Source organism: Rathayibacter sp. VKM Ac-2929 (assembly GCF_022815495.1).
GTDB lineage: Bacteria > Actinomycetota > Actinomycetes > Actinomycetales > Microbacteriaceae > Rathayibacter > Rathayibacter festucae.
The window spans coordinates 151354-170245 of the sequence record NZ_JALGRV010000002.1 but is presented as its reverse complement, the minus strand read 5'-3'; the positions used below and the strand labels follow the sequence as shown (position 1 = coordinate 170245).

Genomic DNA, 18892 nt, shown 5'->3' with positions numbered 1-18892 from the left:
GCGCGGGACGGGGCCGCCGGCTTCTGCGTGCCCGGGGGCGCGCCGGTCCGCCGCTCCCCCGCGTGCCGCGCCGTGTCGGCGGTCCTCCGTAGACTGCTCCGGTGACTCGAAAGCCGCTCCGCATCGCCTCCGTCAACGTCAACGGCGTCCGCGCCGCCTTCCGCAAGGGCATGGGCGACTGGCTCGCCGCCCGCGACGTCGACATCCTCGCCCTGCAGGAGGTCCGCGCCTCCACCGACGACCTCACCGGCCTGCTCGGCGACGAGTGGGACGTGCTGCACGACGAGGCGACCGCCAAGGGCCGCGCCGGAGTCGCGCTCGCCTCCCGCAAGCGCGCGACGATCCACCGGGTCGCGCTCGGCGCCGACGACTTCGACTCCGCGGGCCGCTGGCTCGAGGCCGACTACGAGGTCGGCGACCGGACCGTGACCGTCGTCTCCACCTACGTGCACTCGGGCGGCGTCGGCACGCCGAAGCAGGACGAGAAGATGCGCTTCCTCGACGCGATGATCGAGCGCCTCCCCCAGCTGCAGGCCCACAACCCGCTCGCCGTCGTGATGGGCGATCTCAACGTCGGCCACCGCACGCTCGACATCAAGAACTGGAAGGGCAACGTCAAGAAGGCCGGCTTCCTCCCCGAGGAGCGCGCCTACTTCGACCGCTTCGTCGGCGCGGAGGGCGAAGAGGGCTACAACGCCGGAGCGGGGATGGGCTGGGTCGACCTCGGCCGCCGCTTCGCCGGCGAGGTGCCCGGCCCCTACACCTGGTGGTCGCAGCGCGGCCAGGCCTTCGACACCGACACCGGCTGGCGGATCGACTACCAGCTGGCGACGCCGGAGCTCGCCGCCCTGGCCCGCAGCTACGAGATCGACCGCGCCAGCGCGTGGGACACCCGCTGGTCCGACCACGCGCCGGTCGTCGTCGACTACGAGCTCTGACCCCCTTCTCCCCCGGCGCCGACCGCGCCGCCGTCACTCACGAGGCCTCACCATGACCCCCAGCACTCCGGGCGCGAAGCCCGTCATCTTCTCCGGCATGCAGCCCTCCTCCGGCTCGCTGCACCTCGGCAACTACATCGGCGCCCTCACGCAGTGGGTCGCGATGCAGGACGACTACGACGCCTACTACTGCGTCGTCGACCTGCACGCGATCACCGTGCCGCAGGAGCCCGCCGAGCTGCGCGAGCGCACCCGCGCGACGGCCGCGCAGTACATCGCCGCCGGCATCGACCCGGAGCGCTCGACGCTGTTCATCCAGTCGCACGTCCCGGCGCACGCGGAGCTGGCCTGGATCCTCAACACGGTCACCGGCTTCGGCGAGGCCAGCCGGATGACGCAGTTCAAGGACAAGTCGGCGAAGCAGGGCGCGGAGGCGGCCTCGGTCGGCCTGTTCACCTACCCGATCCTGATGGCGGCCGACATCCTGCTCTACCAGACCGACGCCGTGCCGGTCGGCGAGGACCAGCGCCAGCACCTCGAGCTGACCCGTGACCTCGCGAACCGCTTCAACACGCGCTTCGGTGCGACCTTCGCGATGCCGGAGCCGTACATCGCGAAGGAGACCGCGAAGATCTACGACCTGCAGAACCCCGGCGCCAAGATGTCGAAGTCGGCGGAGTCGGACGCGGGCCTGCTGAGCGTGCTCGACGAGCCGAAGGTCACCGCGAAGAAGATCATGCGCGCCGTCACCGACACCGAGTCGGAGGTGCGCTTCGACCGCGCCGCCAAGCCCGGCGTCTCGAACCTGCTCACGATCTACTCCGTCCTCGCCGACCGCACGATCGAGTCGCTCGAGCAGGAGTACGCGGGCCGCGGCTACGGCGACCTGAAGAAGGGCCTCGTCGAGGTCGTCGCCGCGACCTTCGACCCGATCCGAGCGCGCACCGCCGAGCTGCTCGCCGACCCGGCCGAGCTCGACCGGATGCTCGCTCGAGCGGCCGACCGCGCCTCCGAGACGGCCGAGCGCACGCTCGCGACCGTGTACGAGCGTGTCGGCCTGCTGCGCCGCGGCCGCTGAGCCGACCGTGCTGCGGCTGGCCCTCTTCGACCTCGACGACACGCTCTTCGCGCACGCCCGCGCAGTGCGCGAGGGCATCGTCGCGTACGCGGCGTCGCTCGGCGACTCCTACGCGGGCGAGGCGGGCGCGCTGCAGCGGCGATGGCACGCACTGGAGGAGGAGCACTACCACCGCTACCTCGCCGGTGAGCTCGACTACGAGGGGCAGCGCCGCGCGCGCGCCATCGCCTTCGCCGCGGACGCCGGCGTCGAGCTGACGCCGGAGCAGGCGAGCGCGTGGTTCGCCGCCTACCTGGGGCACTACGTCGCGGCGTGGACGCTGCACGACGACGCCGTGCCGGTGCTCGACCGGCTCGAGGCGGCGGGCGTCCGGATCGGTGTGATCACCAACGGCGATGTGGACTTCCAGACGACCAAGACGGACGCGATCGGTCTGACGGAGCGGGTCGAGCACCTCGTCGCGTCGGGCGAGGTCGGCGTGACGAAGCCGGATGCGCGGATCTTCCGCGTCGCGTGCGAGCGCTTCGGCGTCGCTCCGGGCGACGCGCTGTACGTCGGCGACCGGCTGGGCACCGACGCTATCGGCGCGGCGCGCGCCGGCCTGCGCGGGGTGTGGCTCGACCGTGTCGGCGGTCCGGAGCACGGGCGCGAGCTGCCGCCGGAGGCCGTCGAGCTCGGGGTGGTGCGCATCGGCTCGCTGGACGAGCTGGACGCGGTCGCGGGGCTGACGGGCTGAGCGGCCGCGATCCGGCGTCTCGACGGGTGCGGAGCCGTCCGCCGCCCGACCAGCAGGCGGAGGGTCTCCGTCATAGGAGTCCACGCACGGTCTTCATGCTGATCGAGTAGCCCGCGAAGCGGGCGTATCGAGATCCACCAGCATCAGAACATTCGCCTGCTGCCCCACCCTGCTGACGACGGTGGGTCTCGATACGCCCCTCCGGGGCTACTCGACCAGCATGTTCGCGGGCGTCTCTTCCAGGTGGATCCGCCCGCGTCAGAAGACGAGTCTGCAGACCGCCCTGCTGAGGACGGCGGGTCTCGATACGCCCCTCCGGGGCTACTCGACCAGCATGAGTGGACTCGACGCACGGACTTCATGCTGATCGAGTAGCCCGCGCAGCGGGCGTATCGAGATCCACCCGCGCCAGAAAGACGAGTCTGCGGACCGCCCTTCTGAGGACGGTGGGTCTCGATACGCCCCTGCGGGGCTACTCGACCAGCATCGGTGGGTACTGACGCGGCCGAGGGGCTGACGCCTCCGGCTCTACTGCCCGTCGCCGGCGTCTCGGGCCGTCTGGGCGGCGGCGGGCGAGGTCGCAGCGGCACGCTTCCTCCGTCTGTGCCGCAGCTCGAGGGCGAGCGCCGCGATCGCCACGACGAGGAGCACGGCGGAGGTGCACAGCGACGCGATCCCGAGGGCGCTCGGTGCCGCGATGACCGCAGGGGTGTCGAGGACGCCTCGGACGAGGCCGTAGAGACCGAGCACGACGAGGACGACGAGGACGGAACGGGATCTCACGACAGCCACCGCCGTCCCAGGAGTCGCCTGCTTGCTGCTGCGTTGTTCATACCGGTATGTCTAGCACCGACGCCGGCAGGAGGGGCCGGAGGCGCGTGCCGAGCCCCGCCAGTGGCGCACAGCAGCGATCGTCGATTCGGTCGGCGAGTCGCGCTTGACAGACGTGAGCTTCGGTCGGTTACCATCCGCGTATGGCTTACGACCCAAGACCGATCCGCTCCGACGGAGACGCGACGCGCTCCCCCGATCGCGGCGACCGCCGCTCGCGAACGGCGCTCTCGACTCCGTCCCGTTCCGCCGACGCCGACAACGGCACGCGAGCGACCGCGGTGGATCGACGCGGAGTCGCCCGGGCCGTCCTCCAGTGGGTGACCGGCGACCGGGTCGACGCTCGACGGGTCGTGCGCCTCGCCGACCGGCGGTGGCGAGGAGCGGTGGAGCCACTGCTCGGGCCGGAGGACGTCCTGCTCCTCCCGGCCGAGAGCGTGACCGACGACGATGCGACCCGCGAGGCCCCGACCTGCGACGGCGCGGCCGTCCTCGACTACCGCGGTGGACTCGACGAGCCGGGAGACGTCGCCTGGTTCGGCGAGCTGCGGGTCCAGACGGAGGACTACGCCTCGATCGCGTTCCTCCCGGTCACCGGTGCGACGACCGCACGGCTCCGCGATGCGAACGGCTGGCAGGCCTATCGGGAGGACGCCGACGCCGCCCGCGCCTCCGGTCGGCTGGTCCCGCAGCTCCTGGGAGCCGCGGTCGCCGTGAGCGGTCTGCCGCTGACGGACGACCCCGCTGCCGGACCCGTCGCTGCCGTCGATGTCGGCCGGGACGGAGTCGCGACGCTCGGTCCGGACGGGCTGGTCCTCGGCGACGCCCGCGATCCCGACGGTCTGGCGGCCGCCCTCGACAGGTCGTACCGTCCGCTCGACCGGCTCGCCGCGCTGGGCGGCGATGTCGCCGACGACATCGCGCGCCGCCCCTGGCTGGCGCTGTACCGCGCCGGCCTCGCCTTCGCCGCCGCCGACGACACCGGCCCGGCGTGGTCGGTGGTCGGGCTCGGAACGTCCCTCCGACCGGACGGGGAGGTGGCGACGCTCACGCGCTCCGATCTGATCCTCCTGCACCGGGGCGGCGAGCGCGTCCTGGTGGAGCCCCGGACCCTGCGGCGCTTCGCCCTCGCACCGGCCACCGCGGTCGTCGTCGAACGGCTGCTGAGCGACGGCACGGACGACGGGGTGCGAACGCCGGCCGACGAGGCCTTCGTCGCGCGGCTCGTCGAGCGATTCGAGCACGAGGGCGTCCACCTCCGGAGAGGAGCGTGACGGCCTCGCCGGTCCTCGTCCCCCTGGTCTCGCCGACGGCGGCGGCCAGGACCGTCGCGGCAGTGGGCGCGACGGGGACACGCATCCGCTTCGCCGACGGCGTCGAGGCGATCGATCTCACGAGCGGACTGTGGAACGCGCCGTTCGGCTGCGGCCGACCGGAGTTCACCGCTGCCATCGCCGCGGCTCTGGCCGAGGCCTCCTACCTGTCCCTCTTCCGGCGGAGTCACCCCTGGGCGGAGCGGGCGGCCTCGGCACTGCTCGCGGTCGTCGGCGACGCGCTCCCGGACGCCTCCTTCCGGCGCGTCCTCCTCACCACCTCGGGCGGCAGCGCGAACGACGCGGTCATGAAGCTGCTCCGCCAGTGGGCCGCGCTCCTCGGGCGGCCGGAGCGCCGGCTGGTCGTCGGCCTGTCCGGCAGCTACCACGGGCTCACCTACGGCGCCCACGCGCTGAGCGGCGACGAGCTGGGCCAGGACGTCTACGGTGTCGACCGCTCGGGGGTCCGGCACGTGGCGCATGACGATCCGGACGCGCTGGAGTCGCTGCTCCACCGGGAGGGACGGCGCATCTGCGGCATCGTCGTGGAGCCCGTCCTCGGCTCCGGTGCTCTCCCGCTCTCGGACGCACTCCTCGCGGTGCTCGAGCGCGTGTCCCGGGACGGCGTCCCCGTCGTCGCGGACGAGGTGGCGACCGGCTTCGGCCGCACCGGCCCGTTCCTCGCCTCCTCGCGCTGGCCGTTCGCGCCCGACGCGGTCGTTCTGTCGAAGGCGCTGACGAACGGCACTCTCGCGGCGGCCGCCGTGGTCGTCGGCGAGCGGCTCCTCGCCGAGATCGATGCCGCCGACGCCCCGTTCGTCCATGCGGAGACCCAGGCGGGGACACCCGCGGTCTGCGCCGCCGTCCTGCAGAGCCTCGCGCTGCTCCCCGAGCTGCTCGGAGCCGACGGCTTCCCGCGCGTGAGCACCGGCCTCGACCGTGCCGTCACCGCGCTGTCCGCGCATCCGCGGGTGCTCGGATCCTCCGGTGCCGGGTCCTTCCGGGCCCTGCGGATCGCGGGGGTCGCCAGCGCCGAGGAGGTCCTCGGCCTGGTGGAGGACATCCGGCGGCGCGGGGCGGTCGTGCACCCCGCGCCGGGCGGGATCCAGTTCCTCCCTGCGGCGGTGTCCAGCGACCGCGACCTCGCGGACATCCCGCGCATCATCAGTGCGGCGCTCGACGCATGAGGGTCCGCAGCACCGATCTGCGGTCCGGTCTGGCGTCGGACGCGGCGGCCACCGGCTCCCGGCGGACCCTCTTCGTGCTCGACAGCGCGCTCGTCCGGTGCGGAGCCGTCGAGCCCGAGCGACTGCACGGACCGGTGGTCGTCCTCGACGTCGCGTCCGAGCAGGGTCGGCTGCTCGACACCGTCGACCGCGCCCTCCGCGCCGTCCGTCCCGACCGCCTCGTCGGCATCGGCGGCGGCAGGCTGCACGACGTGGCGGCGCTGGCGCGCCTGTTCGCCGTCGACCGCGCCCTCCGATCGCGCCTCGACGGACTGCTGGGCAGGCACGGCGGCCTTCTCGCCCCGGACCTCCCCGCGTCGACGGAGGTCCCTCGTCTCGTCCTGGTGCCCACGACGATCGGGCCCGGCAGCGAGACGAGCGCCGCGGCCTGCCGCGAGATCGGCGGCCTCCGCTCCGTCGTGGTCGGCGAAGCGCTCCGGGCCGACGCCGCCGTGCTCGACGCCGAGCTCACGGCGACGCTGACCCGCTCCTCCGTGCTCGAGGGAGCGGCGGAGGCGGCCCTGCGGCTGATCGGCTCGCGGTCCGGATCGCCCGCCGACCGCTCCGCCGACGATGGGTCGAGGCGACTGCTGGAGGCGCTGGCCGAGGCCGGCGGCCGCGTCGCCGGGAGCGCCGGACTCGTCCGCCGCGCCGACCGCTCGGCGCTCGCATCGGCGAGCGCCGGCAGTCACGGCGTGCTGCGCTCGGCGACCGCCGATCCCTTCGCGGCGACGCACTGGTACCTCGCGAACGAGGTGAGCAGTCGCGCGGGCCTGCGGAAGGTGCCGGCGACGATGCCGCTGCTGCCCGTCCTGTGGAGTCGCGACTCCCCGGAGCGTCGCGCGCGACGACGGGCCGTCTGGCAGTGGTTCGCCGCTCCCCTCGGGCTCGACCCGGACCCCGTCGTCGGCAGCGCCCAGTGGTCCGAGCGGTGGGGGATCACCGCTCCGGCCGTCGCCGACCGCGCCCTCCGCGACGTGGCACTCGCGATCGTCGCCCGCTGGGACAGCTCGGCGCTGCCCGGCCTGGCGCTCGACGACGCCCTCCGACTCCTGCGCGCGGCCTTCCCGCCGGCGCGGGCCCTACGACCGAACGAGGGAGGTGAACACATGAACACCACGAACGAGCTCGAATTCCATGAGCTGGAGCAGGCGGTCGCTCCCGACTGGGAGTCGGCGGCCTCCGGCTTCACGACGGGGCTCCTCGTCGCGGGCGTCTTCGTCGGTCTCCTCACCTGACCGGGACCGACCGATGACACCCGGATTCCAGACGACGACACGAGGAGACGACGCATGCAACCACCCACCCCCCTGCGATTCGAGGAGATCGAGTCGATGGCCGCACCCGATTCCGACTGGTACATCGCCACGAAGCTCGGGATCGCTGTCGGCCTCGGGCTCGGCGCGATCGTCCTGACCTAGCTCTCGAGGAGAGCACCTCTTCACCGAGGACCTCATCACCGAGGAGGTGAGAAATGGAGAATCCCGTTCTCTTCCAGGAGATCGAACCCGCGGTCGCTCCGGCCGACGGCTGGCGGACCGCCGACGCCGGTCTGAGGATCGTGATCGCGCTCGGCAGCATCGTGCTGCTCGCGACCTAGCCGACCGTGCACCTCCCGCGGCCCGGGCCGCTCGCGCTGCCGGGACCGCTCCCTCTCAGACCTGGAGCGACCATGCAGCACCCCTCGGACCCGCCGCCCCTCACCGCGGCGAGCGCCGCCCTCCTCGGCGCCCTCTCCCCCGCCACCGTGGCGCCGGAGGACCTCTACGGACCCGACGGGTCCGTCGTCTACGAGTACTTCACCGCGGAGGACCGCAGCGAGATCAGCCCGCTGCTGGCAGCGGTCCGCCGGACCGAGGGGCCGATCCTCGAGCTGGCCTGCGGCGGCGGACGCCTCACGGTGCCCCTCCTGGGCCTCGGCCGCCCCGTCGTCGGCCTCGACCTCTCGCCGACGATGGCCGACATCCTCCGGTCGCGGATCGCGGCGCTGCCCGCCGCCAGGATCGCCGACGGCTCCCGGGCGCTGGTCGGCGACATGACCTGCTTCCACCTGCCGGAGCGCTTCGGCGCCGTCGTCCTCGGCGCCACGTCCATCGCGCTCCTGGACCGAGCCGGCCGGCACGCCTTCCTCCGAGCCGCCCGCGAGCACCTCGGAGCGGACGGCATCCTCCTGATCACCGCGTCGAGCCCCGACCACGCCTACGTCGCCGGAAGCCGCAGCTCGCGCATCCGCGCCGTGCCCGGGCCGTCCGGCGGACCGGGGGCGGCCGTCGTGACGTCCGCCGTCACCCCCGACGGTCTCCACCGGGACGTCGAGGTCGTGCAGGTCGGTCTCGATCCCGAGGGGCGTGCGGCGGCGCGCTTCTTCCGCTCGCGGGTGAACGTCGTCGACGCCGACCAGGTCGCGGTGGAGGCCGAGCGCGCGGGACTGCGGCTCGTCGCGCGGACCGCGCTGGTGGAGACCGAGGACTCGACGCTGCTGCAGCTGGTCCGGGCATGAGTGATCCCGCGCCCCGGCTGGCGGACACCGTGACGATCGACGAGCCGATCGCTCCCGGCGCTCCGTGGATCCTCTCGGTGCGGGGCGTCCCGCGCGCACGGGTCGGTCCCGCGGTGGCGACCTTCGCCGCCGGGCTGCGTCCGAGCGCGCACGAGACGGACGAGACCGAGGGCACCGGGAGCACCTCCCTGACGGACGAGGAGACGGCCGCCCTGCTCCGCGAGTTCGCGGCGGCCGGGCTCCTCGCCGGCTCCGAGCGCCGCGAGCCGCGGTCGCATCGGCTGCAGTTCCGACCGCCGGCGAGTCTCCAGCTGACCCTGCTCGATGCGACGCGGCCGGCGCTCGTGCTCGCGCGGCTCCTGCGCCGACGACCGGTCCGGCTGCTCGCGGTCACCGCCGCCGGCGCCGTGCTGCTCCTGGGCGGCGCGAGCGCGATCGTCCACTCCGTCGAGATCGCCGCTGTCCTCGCCGAGCCGCTGCCGCTGCCCTCGCTGCTCGCGGTGTCGGTCGCGTTCCTGCTCGCGGGAGCGGTGCACGAGGCCGGTCATGCGGTGTCCCTCGCCGCCTTCGGCGGACGACCCCGCCGGGCCGGGCTGATGATCTTCTACCTCGCGCCCGCGTTCTTCTGCGACGTCACAGACGGCTGGCGTCTGGGCGACCGGCGCTCCCGCGCGGCGGTCGCGCTCGCCGGCCCGGCGGTGCACCTCGTCCTCGCGGCGAGCGCCGCCACCGCCCTGCTGTGGGCGCCGACGGGCCGGTCCGCTCTCGCGTGCTTCGTCGTCGCGGCCGCACTCAGCGCGGTGACCAATCTCATTCCGCTCGTGCACCTCGACGGCTATCTCGCCCTGGTCGCGGTCCTCGACCGGCCGTTCCTGCGCAGAACCGCGATCGGCGCCGTCGGCGACGCCGTCCTGCGCCTGCTGGGCGGAACCTCGCCACGCGCCTCCCCCTGGCTCGTCCTGTTCGGGGTCGGCTGCCGCGGCTTCGCCCTGCTCCTGATCGGCTGGGCCTACGTCCGCAGCGTCCCCGTCCTGATCCTCACGGAGCCGGGGGCGATCATCGCGCTGGTGTTCGCGGCGGCGCTCTCCGGCGCGCTCGTCGTCTCCCTCGTCCGCTTCGCGCGAGCCGCGAGGAAGGCCCGGGTCGAAGGGCTCCGGGTCGCCATCGCGTCCGCGGTCCTCGCTGCCGCTCTCGCCGGAGTCGGCGCCCTCCCCCTCGAGGAGCGCATCGAGGCCGGCTACGTCGTCCGCGACGGCGAGGCCTTCCTCGTGCGGACCTCGGCCGACCCGAGGATCGTGCCGGGCACCCCGGTTCGGCTGACCAGCAACGGGATCGCGGTGCGGTCCCCGCGGTCGACGGCCGTCGTCAGCGGGCCCGCGGAGCCGCTGCTCGCCCCGATCGCCGCGCTCGCGCCCCTCACCGGGCTCGACGACGTGCCGGCCGTCGGCTATCCCCTCGCCCTGCCCGACTCCGCGAGCACTCCCCCGGTGGGCGGCGCCTCGGTCTCCCTCGGCGGCGGCACGATCGGCGGCGCGGTGCTCGATCTCGTCGCCGGGGACGCACTCCGCCGACTGTGGGTCGGCCGGTGACCGGCGGGAACGCGCTCGAGCGCGCCTTCGAGCACGCCCTCCGCGTGCTCGCCGTCGCGAGGGACGGTGACTCGGTCCCCGGCTGGCGAGGCAGGACCCTCTCCGGTCCTGTCCGGCGCGACCGCGAGCCGCTCTGGCTCCGTCTCGTCGGCTCCCCCTCGGCGCTCGCCCAGGGGGCGTGGTGGACCGGCACGGCGGACAGCGCCGTGCTCCCGGCCCTGCCCAAGCCGGTCGTGCTCGCCGTCGAGGAGTGGGACCCGCCCTCCGTCGAGGGGTTCCGGCTCCGCGCCGAGCTGATGACCCGCCTGCCCGGTCGCGCCCTGTCCCCGACGGCGGAGCTCGCCCTCGAGACGGAGGTCGATCCGGCGGTCTGGGTCGAGCTCGGCGAGATCCTCGACGCGCTCGCCGCCGTCCCGACGCAGCGGGAGTCGACCGTCCCCGCCACGGTGGACCGGCTGCTGCACAGCTTCTTCGGCGACCGGTTCCCGCGCGGCACCCCGTGCTGGACGACGGCGCACGGCGACCTGCACCCCGGCAACCTGCTCGTCGCACCGCTCGGCCTCGCCGACTGGGAGGCCTGGGGGCGCGGACCCGAGCACCTCGACGTCGCGACCCTCTACGTGCACAGCCTCGCCGCCCCGGACGCCCGGCGCTCCCTCGTCGAGGTGCTCGGCGAGCGGCTGCACTCGGACGCCGCACTGCCCGCCCTCGCCTTCGCCGCCGCGAAGGTGCTCGCGCGGTCGGTCTCCGGCGACTACCCGACGCTGGTCGACCCCGTGCACCGGCTCCTGGACGACCTGTCCGCGCGACCGCTCGGCGCCGGCGGGACGACCGCTCGACGACGATGACCCCCCTCCCTCGAAAGGCCCGCCCATGAGCTCTGCGCTCGACTTCCAGCACTTCACCAAGACCTTCCGCGGCCGCCGCGTCGTGGACGACCTCAGCTTCTCCGTGCGGCAGGGGACGGTCGTCGGGCTCCTCGGCCCGAACGGCGCCGGCAAGAGCACGGCGCTCCGCGGGCTGGTCGGACTGCTGCGCCCCGATTCCGGTGAGGCGAGGATCGGCGGCCACCGGTTCGCGGAGCTGCGCGCTCCCGCGCGGGTCGTCGGCGTGCACCTCGACGGACTCGGCTTCGAGAACGGCATCACCGGCCGTCGGCACCTCGCGATCGTCGGCCGCGCGGTCGGCGCACCGCTCTCCCGCGTCGACGAGCTGCTGGAGACGGTCGGCCTCGCCGAGGCGGCGCGGCGGCCGGTCCGCGGCTACTCGACCGGGATGCGCCAGCGCCTCGGCCTGGCCACGGCCCTGGCGGGTGACCCGGAGATCCTCGTCCTCGACGAACCGGCGAACGGGCTCGACCCCGAGGGGATCCGCTGGCTGCGGCGCCTGATCCGCGCCGAGGCCGAGCGCGGACGGACCGTCCTCGTCTCCAGCCACCAGCTCGCCGAGCTCGAGCACACCGTCGACGAGGTCGTCGTCCTGCGCCGCCGGATGCTCTTCCACGGCCCGCTCGAGGACCTCACCCGCTCGGGAGGGCGGAGTCTCGAGGACGGCTACTTCGACCTCGTCGACGGCGAGGCCGGCCGATGAGCGGGGCCGGCGCGCTCGCACGGGCCGAGATCCTGCGCTCCCGCAGCGGCTCGTCGTTCCCGGTCCTCCTCGCCTACGCGATCCTGATCCCCCTCTTCGGCATCAACCTGGCCGACGTCACCGACCGTCTCGACGGCCTCGACGACGCCGGGGCGACACGCCTCGTCCTCGGCTTCGCCGCCTGCGCCGCCCTGGGCGCCTGCTTCTACGGGTCCTACGCCTACACCCGGGAGACGTACTACCACTCGCTCGACCGGACGCTGCTGCTCGGCAGCCGGGACGCGATCCTGGTGGCGAAGGCGCTGGCCGGCGCGGTCTCGGGCGCGGTCTTCGGGGTGGTGGCGGTCGTGGGCTGGTGGCCGATCACCGCGGTGGTCCTGGCGACGGCCGGCCGTCGCCTGACGCCGGACATCACTCTGCTGTCCGCCTCGGTCGGCGTCGTCCTCGCCTGTGCCCTGAGCGGCGTGCTGGGCGTCGGCATCGGCTACGCGGTGCGGAACTACTACGCCTGCATCCCGATCGTGCTGGTCCTCCCCGCCGCCCTCGCCGCGCCGCTGCTCACCATCGCCCGTGACGTCGGGCGACTGCTCCCGATCGGAGCCGTCGCGGGAGCGACCGGTGCGCCGGTCGAGGGGATGCTCCCCGCGCTGCTCGCCCTGGCCGTCCTGGCCGTCTGGGCGCTCCTGGCGATCGGCGGCGCGCGGATCCTCGAGCAGCGGCGGGCCCGGTGAAACGGGCGGCCGCGGAGAGACCTCTCGACCGCGCCGTCTCCGCGGAGCTCCGGCGCATCGTCGCGAGCCGGACGCCGCTCTGGGGACTGATCTTCGGACTGCTGCCCGTGCTCCCTCTCCTCGTCGCCGTGACGCAGGTCGACCTCGGCGCGCTCCCACCGGGGGAATCGGACTCGCTCGAGCACGCGATCTCGGCGGCGCTGCTGCAGGGCGGTGTCGTCGGGGCAACCGCCTTCGCGGCACTGCGGACGGCGAGCGCCTTCGAGAAGGGGATCCTCGCGCGCGATGTGCTCTCGTCGGGGCTCCGGCCGGCGCTCGCGGCTCGGTTCCTGGTGGCGGCGGGTGCCGGTGCGGTGCTCGCGACGGCGGTGGTCGCGATCGGAGTCGCCGGCGTCGCGGTCGTCTCGGCGGGAAGGGTCACTCCGGACCTCGGCGTCGTGGCCCTCGTGCCTGTGGCCGGTGTCGGTGGTGCGATCTGGGGCGCGCTGGTCGGCACGATCGTCCGGGCACCGCTGTTCGTGCTCTTCGCGGCCCTGGTGCCGCTCAGCGCCGGGACCTTCACGAGCGGCACCGCCTTCGAGGACGTCGTGCCCCTCGCTGCCCTGTCGGCGTCCGCGCCGCCCACGGTCGCGGCCGTGCTGGCGGGCCCGGCCTGGCTGCTGGCACTCGCTCTCGTCGCGGTCGCGACGGGGCGTCGGCGCCCACTGCTCTGACGGAGCTCCGCCGGGGGCGGGTCTCGAGACGCGCTGCGCGCTACTCGACCAGCATGTCTGCGGGCATCTCTTCCCAGTGGACCCACGCACGAGGGCCCGCGCACTCTGCGTGCGCGGGCCCTCGTCGTTCAGTGGTGCAGTGCCTACTGCACGTCCTCGTCGACCCAGTCGAAGGTCTTCGTGACGGCCTTCTTCCAGAGGCGGTACTGGCGGGCGGCCTCGTCCTGGTCCATCTGCGGGGTCCAGCGCGAGTCCTCCTGCCAGTTCTGGCGCAGGTCGTCCAGGTTCTCCCAGAAGCCGACCGCGAGGCCCGCGGCGTACGCGGCGCCGAGCGCGGTGGTCTCGGCGACGACCGGCCGGACGACCGGGACGCCGAGGATGTCGGCCTGGAACTGCATCAGCAGGTTGTTGGCGATCATGCCGCCGTCCACCTTGAGCTCCTGCAGCGGGACGCCGGAGTCGGCGTTGACCGCGTCCAGGACCTCGCGGGTCTGGAACGCCGTCGCCTCGAGCGCGGCGCGGGCGATGTGGCCCTTGTTGACGTAGCGGGTGAGGCCGACGAGCGCACCGCGCGCGTCCGCTCGCCAGTACGGCGCGAAGAGGCCGGAGAACGCCGGGACGAAGTACGCGCCGCCGTTGTCCTCGACCGTCGCGGCCAGCGCCTCGACCTCGGGGGCCGAGCCGATGAGGCCCAGGTTGTCGCGCAGCCACTGGATCAGCGAGCCGGAGACCGCGATCGAGCCCTCGAGCGCGTAGTGCACCTCGCCGTCGCCGAGCTTGTAGCCGATCGTCGTGAGCAGCCCGTTCTTGGAGTGCACGATCTCGGTGCCGGTGTTGAAGATCAGGAAGTTGCCGGTGCCGTAGGTGTTCTTCGCCTCGCCCGGATCGAACGCCGCCTGGCCGAAGGTCGCGGCCTGCTGGTCGCCCAGGATGCCGGCGATCGGGACTTCGCGCAGCAGCGAGGAGGACTCGACCTGCCCGTAGACCTCGGAGGAGGAGCACACCTCGGGGAGCATCGACTTCGGCACCCCGAAGGCCTCGAGGATGTCGTCGCGCCACTCGAGCGTCTCGAGGTCGAGGAAGAGGGTGCGCGAGGCGTTGGTGACGTCGGTCTTGTGCACGCCGCCGTCGACTCCGCCGGTCAGGTTCCAGAGGACCCAGGTGTCGGTGGTGCCGAAGATCAGGTCGCCGGCCTCCGCCTTCTCGCGGGCGCCCTCGACGTTCTCGAGGATCCAGACGATCTTGGTGCCGGAGAAGTAGGTCGCGAGCGGGAGCCCGACGATCGACTTGAAGCGGTCCGCGCCCTCGTCGCCGGCGAGCCGGTCGACGATCGACTGCGTGCGGGTGTCCTGCCAGACGATGGCGTTGTAGACGGGCTTGCCGGTGGTCTTGTCCCAGACCACCGCGGTCTCGCGCTGGTTGGTGATGCCGACGGAGGCGATGTCGTGACGGGTCAGGTCGGCGCGGGAGAGCGCCTGGCCGATGACCTCGCGGACGTTGTTCCAGATCTCGATCGGGTCGTGCTCGACCCAGCCCGCGCGCGGGAAGATCTGCTCGTGCTCCTTCTGCCCGGTCGAGACGATCGAGCCCTTCTTGTCGAAGATGATCGCGCGGGACGACGTGGTCCCCTGGTCGATAGCGATGACGTAGTCAGCCATGAATGATTACTCCTTCGTAACAGGGTGAAGTGGAGTGCGGATCGCGAGCCGCAGCGGCCCGCAGGACCGGCTAGAGGATCGGCAGCAGCGCGGTCGAGGCGAGACCGGCGAGGACACCGCCGACGATCGGGCCCGCGACGGGGACCCAGGCGTAGCTCCAGTCGCTCGAGCCCTTGCCCTTGATCGGCAGCAGCGCGTGGGCGATGCGGGGGCCGAGGTCACGGGCGGGGTTGATGGCGTAGCCGGTCGGGCCGCCGAGGGAGGCGCCGATCGCGATCACCAGGATGGCGACGGGCAGGGCGCCCAGCGCCGCGAGTCCGCCGTCGCCCTGGCGTCCGCCGCCGAAGCCGATCACGACGAAGACGAGGACGAAGGTGCCGATGACCTCGGTGACGAAGTTCCAGCCGTAGCTGCGGATCGCAGGACCCGTGGAGAAGACGCCGAGCTTGTTGGCCGGGTCGGGCTCCTGATCGAAGTGCTGCTTGTAGGCGAGCCAGCAGAAGACGGCGCCGAGGATCGCACCGATCATCTGGGCGAGGATGTACATCAGGATCGAGACGATGTTGACCGGGACGCCCGAGCCGAACTCCGTCGCTCCGCTGGCCGCGAGGCCGAGCGTGACGGCCGGGTTGAGGTGCGCACCCGAGTTGTAGGAGACGATCACACCGGCGAAGACGGCGAAGCCCCAGCCGAAGTTGACCATCAGGGTCCCGCCGTTGAGACCCTTGCTCTTCACGAGCGCGACGTTGGCGACCACGCCGCAGCCGAGGAGCACGAGCATCGCCGTTCCCACGACTTCCGCGAGGAACACCACTCCGAGATTGTCCACGTTGACCATTTCCTTTTCATCGGTCGGAACGCGCGAGCGCGTCCGCATCGGGCATCGATGCCCGACGAGTGTGAAGTTATCGGCGCCCCGTACCGGGGACAAGGAACGCCGCGTGCACGTTTGTGCGTTGTGACGACGGAAGTCCCGGCTCGAGATCACTCCTCGAACCGGGACTCCCGTCGATCCGCGCCAGTCGCCCCGCTAGGAGGCTGCGACCGCCGTCGGCGCCTGCACCGAGGTGCCGCCGACATCGACGCCGTTGTACTTCTTCAGGTGCTCGATCGTCGCGTCGACCTCCTGGGCGCGCTCCGCCTCGTCCCAGCCGAGGACCTCGCCGGTGTGCTGGGCGAGCTCCTCGAGCAGCTCGCGGCTCAGGCCGCCGGTGAAGGCGTGGTTGGTGCGGCGCATGACCAGATCGATCAGGTGCACGACGCTCTCGCGCTGGGCGAGGTAGCGGATCTCACCGGTGGTGAAGTCCTTGTCGAAGTCGAGCGCCTCGTCGTGACCGTCGGCCAGGGCCTCGATGACCTCTTCCGCCCGGGTGCCGTAGCGCTCGAGCAGCTGGCCGGTGCGGGCCGAGGACAAACCGGAGCGGTGCTGGCTGATCCACTGGGCGCGCGAGGCGTCCGTGCGCGGGAAGCCCTTGCCGCCGCCGATCGCGGTCTTCACGGTCGAGACGCGGCGGGTGACGCCGATCCGCTTGAAGACCTCGTTCGAGAGGTGCTCGGACAGGGCGCGGAACGTCGTCCACTTGCCGCCGACCAGGCTCAGCACGGGGGTCTTCCCGCCGGGGAGGGTCGAGGGCTCGATGCGGTAGTCGCGGGAGACGAAGCCGGGGGTCTCGTCGTCGTGACGGGGCAGCGGGCGGATGCCGGAGAACTTGAAGACGATCTGCTCGCGGGTGACCGGGATGGAGGGGAACACGTGGTTCACCAGGTCGAAGAAGTAGTCGATCTCCTCCTCGGTGCAGACGGCCGGCTCGTTGGGGTCGGCCTCGATGTCGGTGGTGCCGACCATGACCCGGCCCTTGAGCGGGTAGATCAGCACGATGCGGCCGTCGCTGTGCTCGAAGAACATCTCGCGGCCTTCGCAGGCCTCGACCAGCTCGGGGTTGTCGAGGACGATGTGCGAGCCCTTGGTGCCGCCCATGAACTTCGTGGTCGTGCCGAGCGCCGTGTTGGTGAAGTCGGTCCACGGTCCGGAGACGTTGACGACGACGTCCGCCTGGAAGGCGAACTCCTCGCCGCTCTCGCGGTCGCGCAGCAGCACGCCGCCCTCGGCGGTGCCGACGGCCTCGACGTAGTTGGCCGCGCGGGCCTTCGTGCCGCCGACGAGCGCGTCGCGCAGCACGTCGAGCGCCAGGCGCTCGGGCTCGTGCACGGAGGCGTCGAAGTAGGTGGCGGTGTACTTGATCTTCGGGTCGAGCTTGGGCAGCTCGTTCAGCGAGCGCTTGCGGCCGTGGAACTGGTGGCGCGGGACGACGCCGCCGTCGCGGGAGAAGAAGTCGTACAGGGTCAGGCCGACCTTGATCAGCAGCGCGCCGCGCTCCTGGGGCTTGCCCGACTTGTGGGTGAGGAAGCGCAGCGGCGCGGCCAGGATGCCCGAGAACGTCGAGTAGATCGGGATCGTGGTCTGCAGCGGCTTCACGTAATGCGGCGCGATCTTGAGCAGGCCGTTGCGCTCGTGCACGCCCTCGTTGACGAGGCGGAACTCGCCGTTCTCGAGGTAGCGGATGCCGCCGTGGATCATGTGGCTCGAGGCGCTGGACGCACCCGAGACGTAGTCGCCGCGCTCGACGAGGGCGACGTCGACGCCGTTGAGCGCGAGCTCGCGGAACGTCCCGATGCCGTTGATGCCACCGCCGATCACGAGGACGGTCGCGCGGGGGGTGTCCCGCAGTGCGGAGACGCTCTCGCGGAGAGAGGAGCTTCCGGGAGTTCCGACAGACTGTGCCACTTCGTACTCGCCTTCGTGTCGTAGGTGTTGCGTCGAATGCCTCGTGCGAGTGTGGCCGCCCCAGATGGACGGTTGATATCGCGAGGGAATACAGCCATCCTTGACCCGACAACACATCCGGTCAAGACGGGTGGAAATACGTGCAAGGAGTGGCAATGACCCCTGTCCGACCGGTCGTCGAGCTGGACGAGACGACGCACGCGACCCACCCGGACAAGACGCGCGACGCGCTCCGGGCCGCGCAGCTGTACTACATGCAGGACCTGACGATGGACGCCATCGCGCACGAGCTGCACACCTCGCGCTCCTCGGTGTCGCGGCTGCTCTCGCACGCCCGCGCGACGGGGCTGGTGGACATCCAGATCCGCTCCCCCCTCGACCGGGCGAGCGCCCTGTCGGCGGAGGTGCGCGCGCACTTCGACATCACGGCGCACATCGTCCCGGTGCCCGATCACACCAGCGAGATCGACCGGCTCGAGCGCGTCGCGCTGTCGGCCGCGCGGATCCTCGGGCCGTTCATCGATTCGAACATGATCGTCGGCATCGCCTGGGGATCGACGATGAGCGCGATGAGCCGGCACCTGATCGCCAAGGAGACGCACAACACCCAGATCGTGCAGCTCAACGGCGCGGGCAACACCGAGACCACCGGCATCAACTACTCCAGCGAGATCCTGCGCCGCTTCGGCGACGCATACGCCGCGAAGGTGCAGCAGTTCCCGGTGCCGGCGTTCTTCGACGACCCGATGACCAAGAAGGCGGTCTGGCGCGAGCGCTCGACCAAGCGGGTGCTGGAGCTGCAGCAGCGGATGGACGTCGCGCTCTTCGGCCTCGGCTCGCCGTTCGCGGCGGTGCCCTCGAAGGTCTACATCGGCGGCTACCTGGAGCCGAGCGACTTCACCTCGCTCAGTGCGTCCGGCGTGGTCGGCGACGTCGCCACCGTGTTCTACCGGGCCGACGGCACCTGGGACGACATCCCCATGAACGAACGTGCAAGCGGCCCGGACCTCTCCACCGTGCGCCGCGCCTCCCGCCGCATCTGCGTCGTCTCGGGCGCCTCGAAGCTCCCGGGCCTGCGCGGCGCCCTCGCCGCCGGCCTCCTCACCGACCTCATCCTCGACGAGGGCACGGCCCGCGCCCTGATCTCCGGCTGACGCCGCCCTCCCCTTCCCCTCCCGCGAGATGCCACTTACGAACACGACAC

19 protein-coding genes are annotated in these 18892 nt (G+C 72.5%); 15 read left to right on the top strand and 4 right to left on the bottom strand.

The window, feature by feature from the left end; all coding sequences use genetic code 11:
- Nucleotides 1-170 precede the first annotated feature (170 nt).
- The 3 genes from MT355_RS05450 to MT355_RS05440 are packed head-to-tail and all read left to right on the top strand — an operon-like array spanning nucleotide 171 to nucleotide 2752.
- Nucleotides 171-938 carry an exodeoxyribonuclease III gene (locus MT355_RS05450; protein WP_243582899.1) on the top strand — a complete coding sequence of 256 codons (768 nt, stop codon included), beginning with the start codon at nucleotides 171-173 and terminating at the stop codon, nucleotides 936-938.
- A gap of 52 nt (nucleotides 939-990) precedes the next feature.
- The gene (trpS, locus tag MT355_RS05445; protein ID WP_123735191.1) at nucleotides 991-2016 is read left to right on the top strand and encodes a tryptophan--tRNA ligase; all 1026 of its coding nucleotides are present in this window, start codon (nucleotides 991-993) and stop codon (nucleotides 2014-2016) included.
- Nucleotides 1988-2752: an HAD family hydrolase gene (locus MT355_RS05440; RefSeq protein WP_243598818.1), complete on the top strand. Its 765-nt coding sequence runs from the start codon at nucleotides 1988-1990 to the stop codon at nucleotides 2750-2752. The genes trpS and MT355_RS05440 overlap by 29 nt, the downstream gene beginning before the upstream one ends.
- 528 nt (nucleotides 2753-3280) lie before the next feature.
- Here the strand turns inward: MT355_RS05440 and MT355_RS05435 are convergent.
- Complete coding sequence (locus tag MT355_RS05435) at nucleotides 3281-3535, bottom strand: hypothetical protein (protein ID WP_243598817.1); 255 nt, start codon at nucleotides 3533-3535, stop codon at nucleotides 3281-3283.
- 191 nt (nucleotides 3536-3726) lie between these two features.
- On the opposite strand from MT355_RS05435, the gene MT355_RS05430 reads away from it, so the two are divergent.
- The 11 genes from MT355_RS05430 to MT355_RS05390 all read left to right on the top strand — a co-directional run bounded on the left by MT355_RS05430 (nucleotide 3727) and on the right by MT355_RS05390 (nucleotide 13245).
- The gene (locus MT355_RS05430; protein WP_243598816.1) at nucleotides 3727-4857 is read left to right on the top strand and encodes a hypothetical protein; all 1131 of its coding nucleotides are present in this window, start codon (nucleotides 3727-3729) and stop codon (nucleotides 4855-4857) included.
- Nucleotides 4854-6083: a daptide-type RiPP biosynthesis aminotransferase gene (gene mpaD / locus MT355_RS05425; protein ID WP_243598815.1), complete on the top strand. Its 1230-nt coding sequence runs from the start codon at nucleotides 4854-4856 to the stop codon at nucleotides 6081-6083. The genes MT355_RS05430 and mpaD overlap by 4 nt, the downstream gene beginning before the upstream one ends.
- Entirely contained in the window at nucleotides 6080-7360 is a 1281-nt protein-coding gene (locus MT355_RS05420; protein WP_243598814.1) for an iron-containing alcohol dehydrogenase, read from the top strand. Before mpaD ends, MT355_RS05420 begins: the two co-directional genes overlap by 4 nt.
- 54 nt (nucleotides 7361-7414) lie before the next feature.
- Entirely contained in the window at nucleotides 7415-7543 is a 129-nt protein-coding gene (locus MT355_RS21185) for a daptide-type RiPP (RefSeq protein ID WP_260311824.1), read from the top strand.
- A 53-nt stretch (nucleotides 7544-7596) separates the two neighbouring features.
- Nucleotides 7597-7722, top strand: coding sequence for a hypothetical protein (locus tag MT355_RS21180; RefSeq protein WP_260311822.1), 126 nt, complete (start codon nucleotides 7597-7599; stop codon nucleotides 7720-7722).
- A 72-nt stretch (nucleotides 7723-7794) separates the two neighbouring features.
- Nucleotides 7795-8622 carry a daptide-type RiPP biosynthesis methyltransferase gene (mpaM, locus tag MT355_RS05415; RefSeq protein ID WP_243598813.1) on the top strand — a complete coding sequence of 276 codons (828 nt, stop codon included), beginning with the start codon at nucleotides 7795-7797 and terminating at the stop codon, nucleotides 8620-8622.
- Nucleotides 8619-10211, top strand: coding sequence for a daptide biosynthesis intramembrane metalloprotease (gene mpaP / locus MT355_RS05410; RefSeq protein ID WP_243598812.1), 1593 nt, complete (start codon nucleotides 8619-8621; stop codon nucleotides 10209-10211). The genes mpaM and mpaP overlap by 4 nt, the downstream gene beginning before the upstream one ends.
- A complete protein-coding gene (locus MT355_RS05405; RefSeq protein ID WP_243598811.1) occupies nucleotides 10208-11059 on the top strand; it encodes a phosphotransferase in 852 nt (283 codons plus the stop codon). Before mpaP ends, MT355_RS05405 begins: the two co-directional genes overlap by 4 nt.
- A 25-nt stretch (nucleotides 11060-11084) precedes the next feature.
- A complete protein-coding gene (locus MT355_RS05400; protein WP_123702532.1) occupies nucleotides 11085-11801 on the top strand; it encodes an ABC transporter ATP-binding protein in 717 nt (238 codons plus the stop codon).
- Nucleotides 11798-12532 (top strand): hypothetical protein, encoded by a 735-nt coding sequence (locus tag MT355_RS05395; RefSeq protein ID WP_243598810.1) that lies wholly within the window; start codon nucleotides 11798-11800, stop codon nucleotides 12530-12532. The genes MT355_RS05400 and MT355_RS05395 overlap by 4 nt, the downstream gene beginning before the upstream one ends.
- Entirely contained in the window at nucleotides 12529-13245 is a 717-nt protein-coding gene (locus MT355_RS05390) for a hypothetical protein (RefSeq protein WP_243598809.1), read from the top strand. The genes MT355_RS05395 and MT355_RS05390 overlap by 4 nt, the downstream gene beginning before the upstream one ends.
- Before the next feature lie 143 nt (nucleotides 13246-13388).
- Here MT355_RS05390 and glpK read toward each other — a convergent pair whose 3' ends face one another.
- The 3 genes from glpK to MT355_RS05375 form a co-directional block, all read right to left on the bottom strand.
- On the bottom strand, nucleotides 13389-14903 hold the full coding sequence (gene glpK, locus MT355_RS05385; RefSeq protein WP_123445264.1) for a glycerol kinase GlpK: 1515 nt from the start codon (nucleotides 14901-14903) through the stop codon (nucleotides 13389-13391).
- A gap of 70 nt (nucleotides 14904-14973) precedes the next feature.
- Nucleotides 14974-15741 carry an MIP/aquaporin family protein gene (locus MT355_RS05380; RefSeq protein WP_243586379.1) on the bottom strand — a complete coding sequence of 256 codons (768 nt, stop codon included), beginning with the start codon at nucleotides 15739-15741 and terminating at the stop codon, nucleotides 14974-14976.
- A gap of 192 nt (nucleotides 15742-15933) precedes the next feature.
- Nucleotides 15934-17688 (bottom strand): glycerol-3-phosphate dehydrogenase/oxidase, encoded by a 1755-nt coding sequence (locus MT355_RS05375; protein ID WP_243582883.1) that lies wholly within the window; start codon nucleotides 17686-17688, stop codon nucleotides 15934-15936.
- A gap of 155 nt (nucleotides 17689-17843) precedes the next feature.
- Between MT355_RS05375 and MT355_RS05370 the strand changes: the two genes are divergently transcribed.
- A complete protein-coding gene (locus tag MT355_RS05370; RefSeq protein ID WP_123445261.1) occupies nucleotides 17844-18842 on the top strand; it encodes a sugar-binding transcriptional regulator in 999 nt (332 codons plus the stop codon).
- Nucleotides 18843-18892 lie beyond the last annotated feature (50 nt).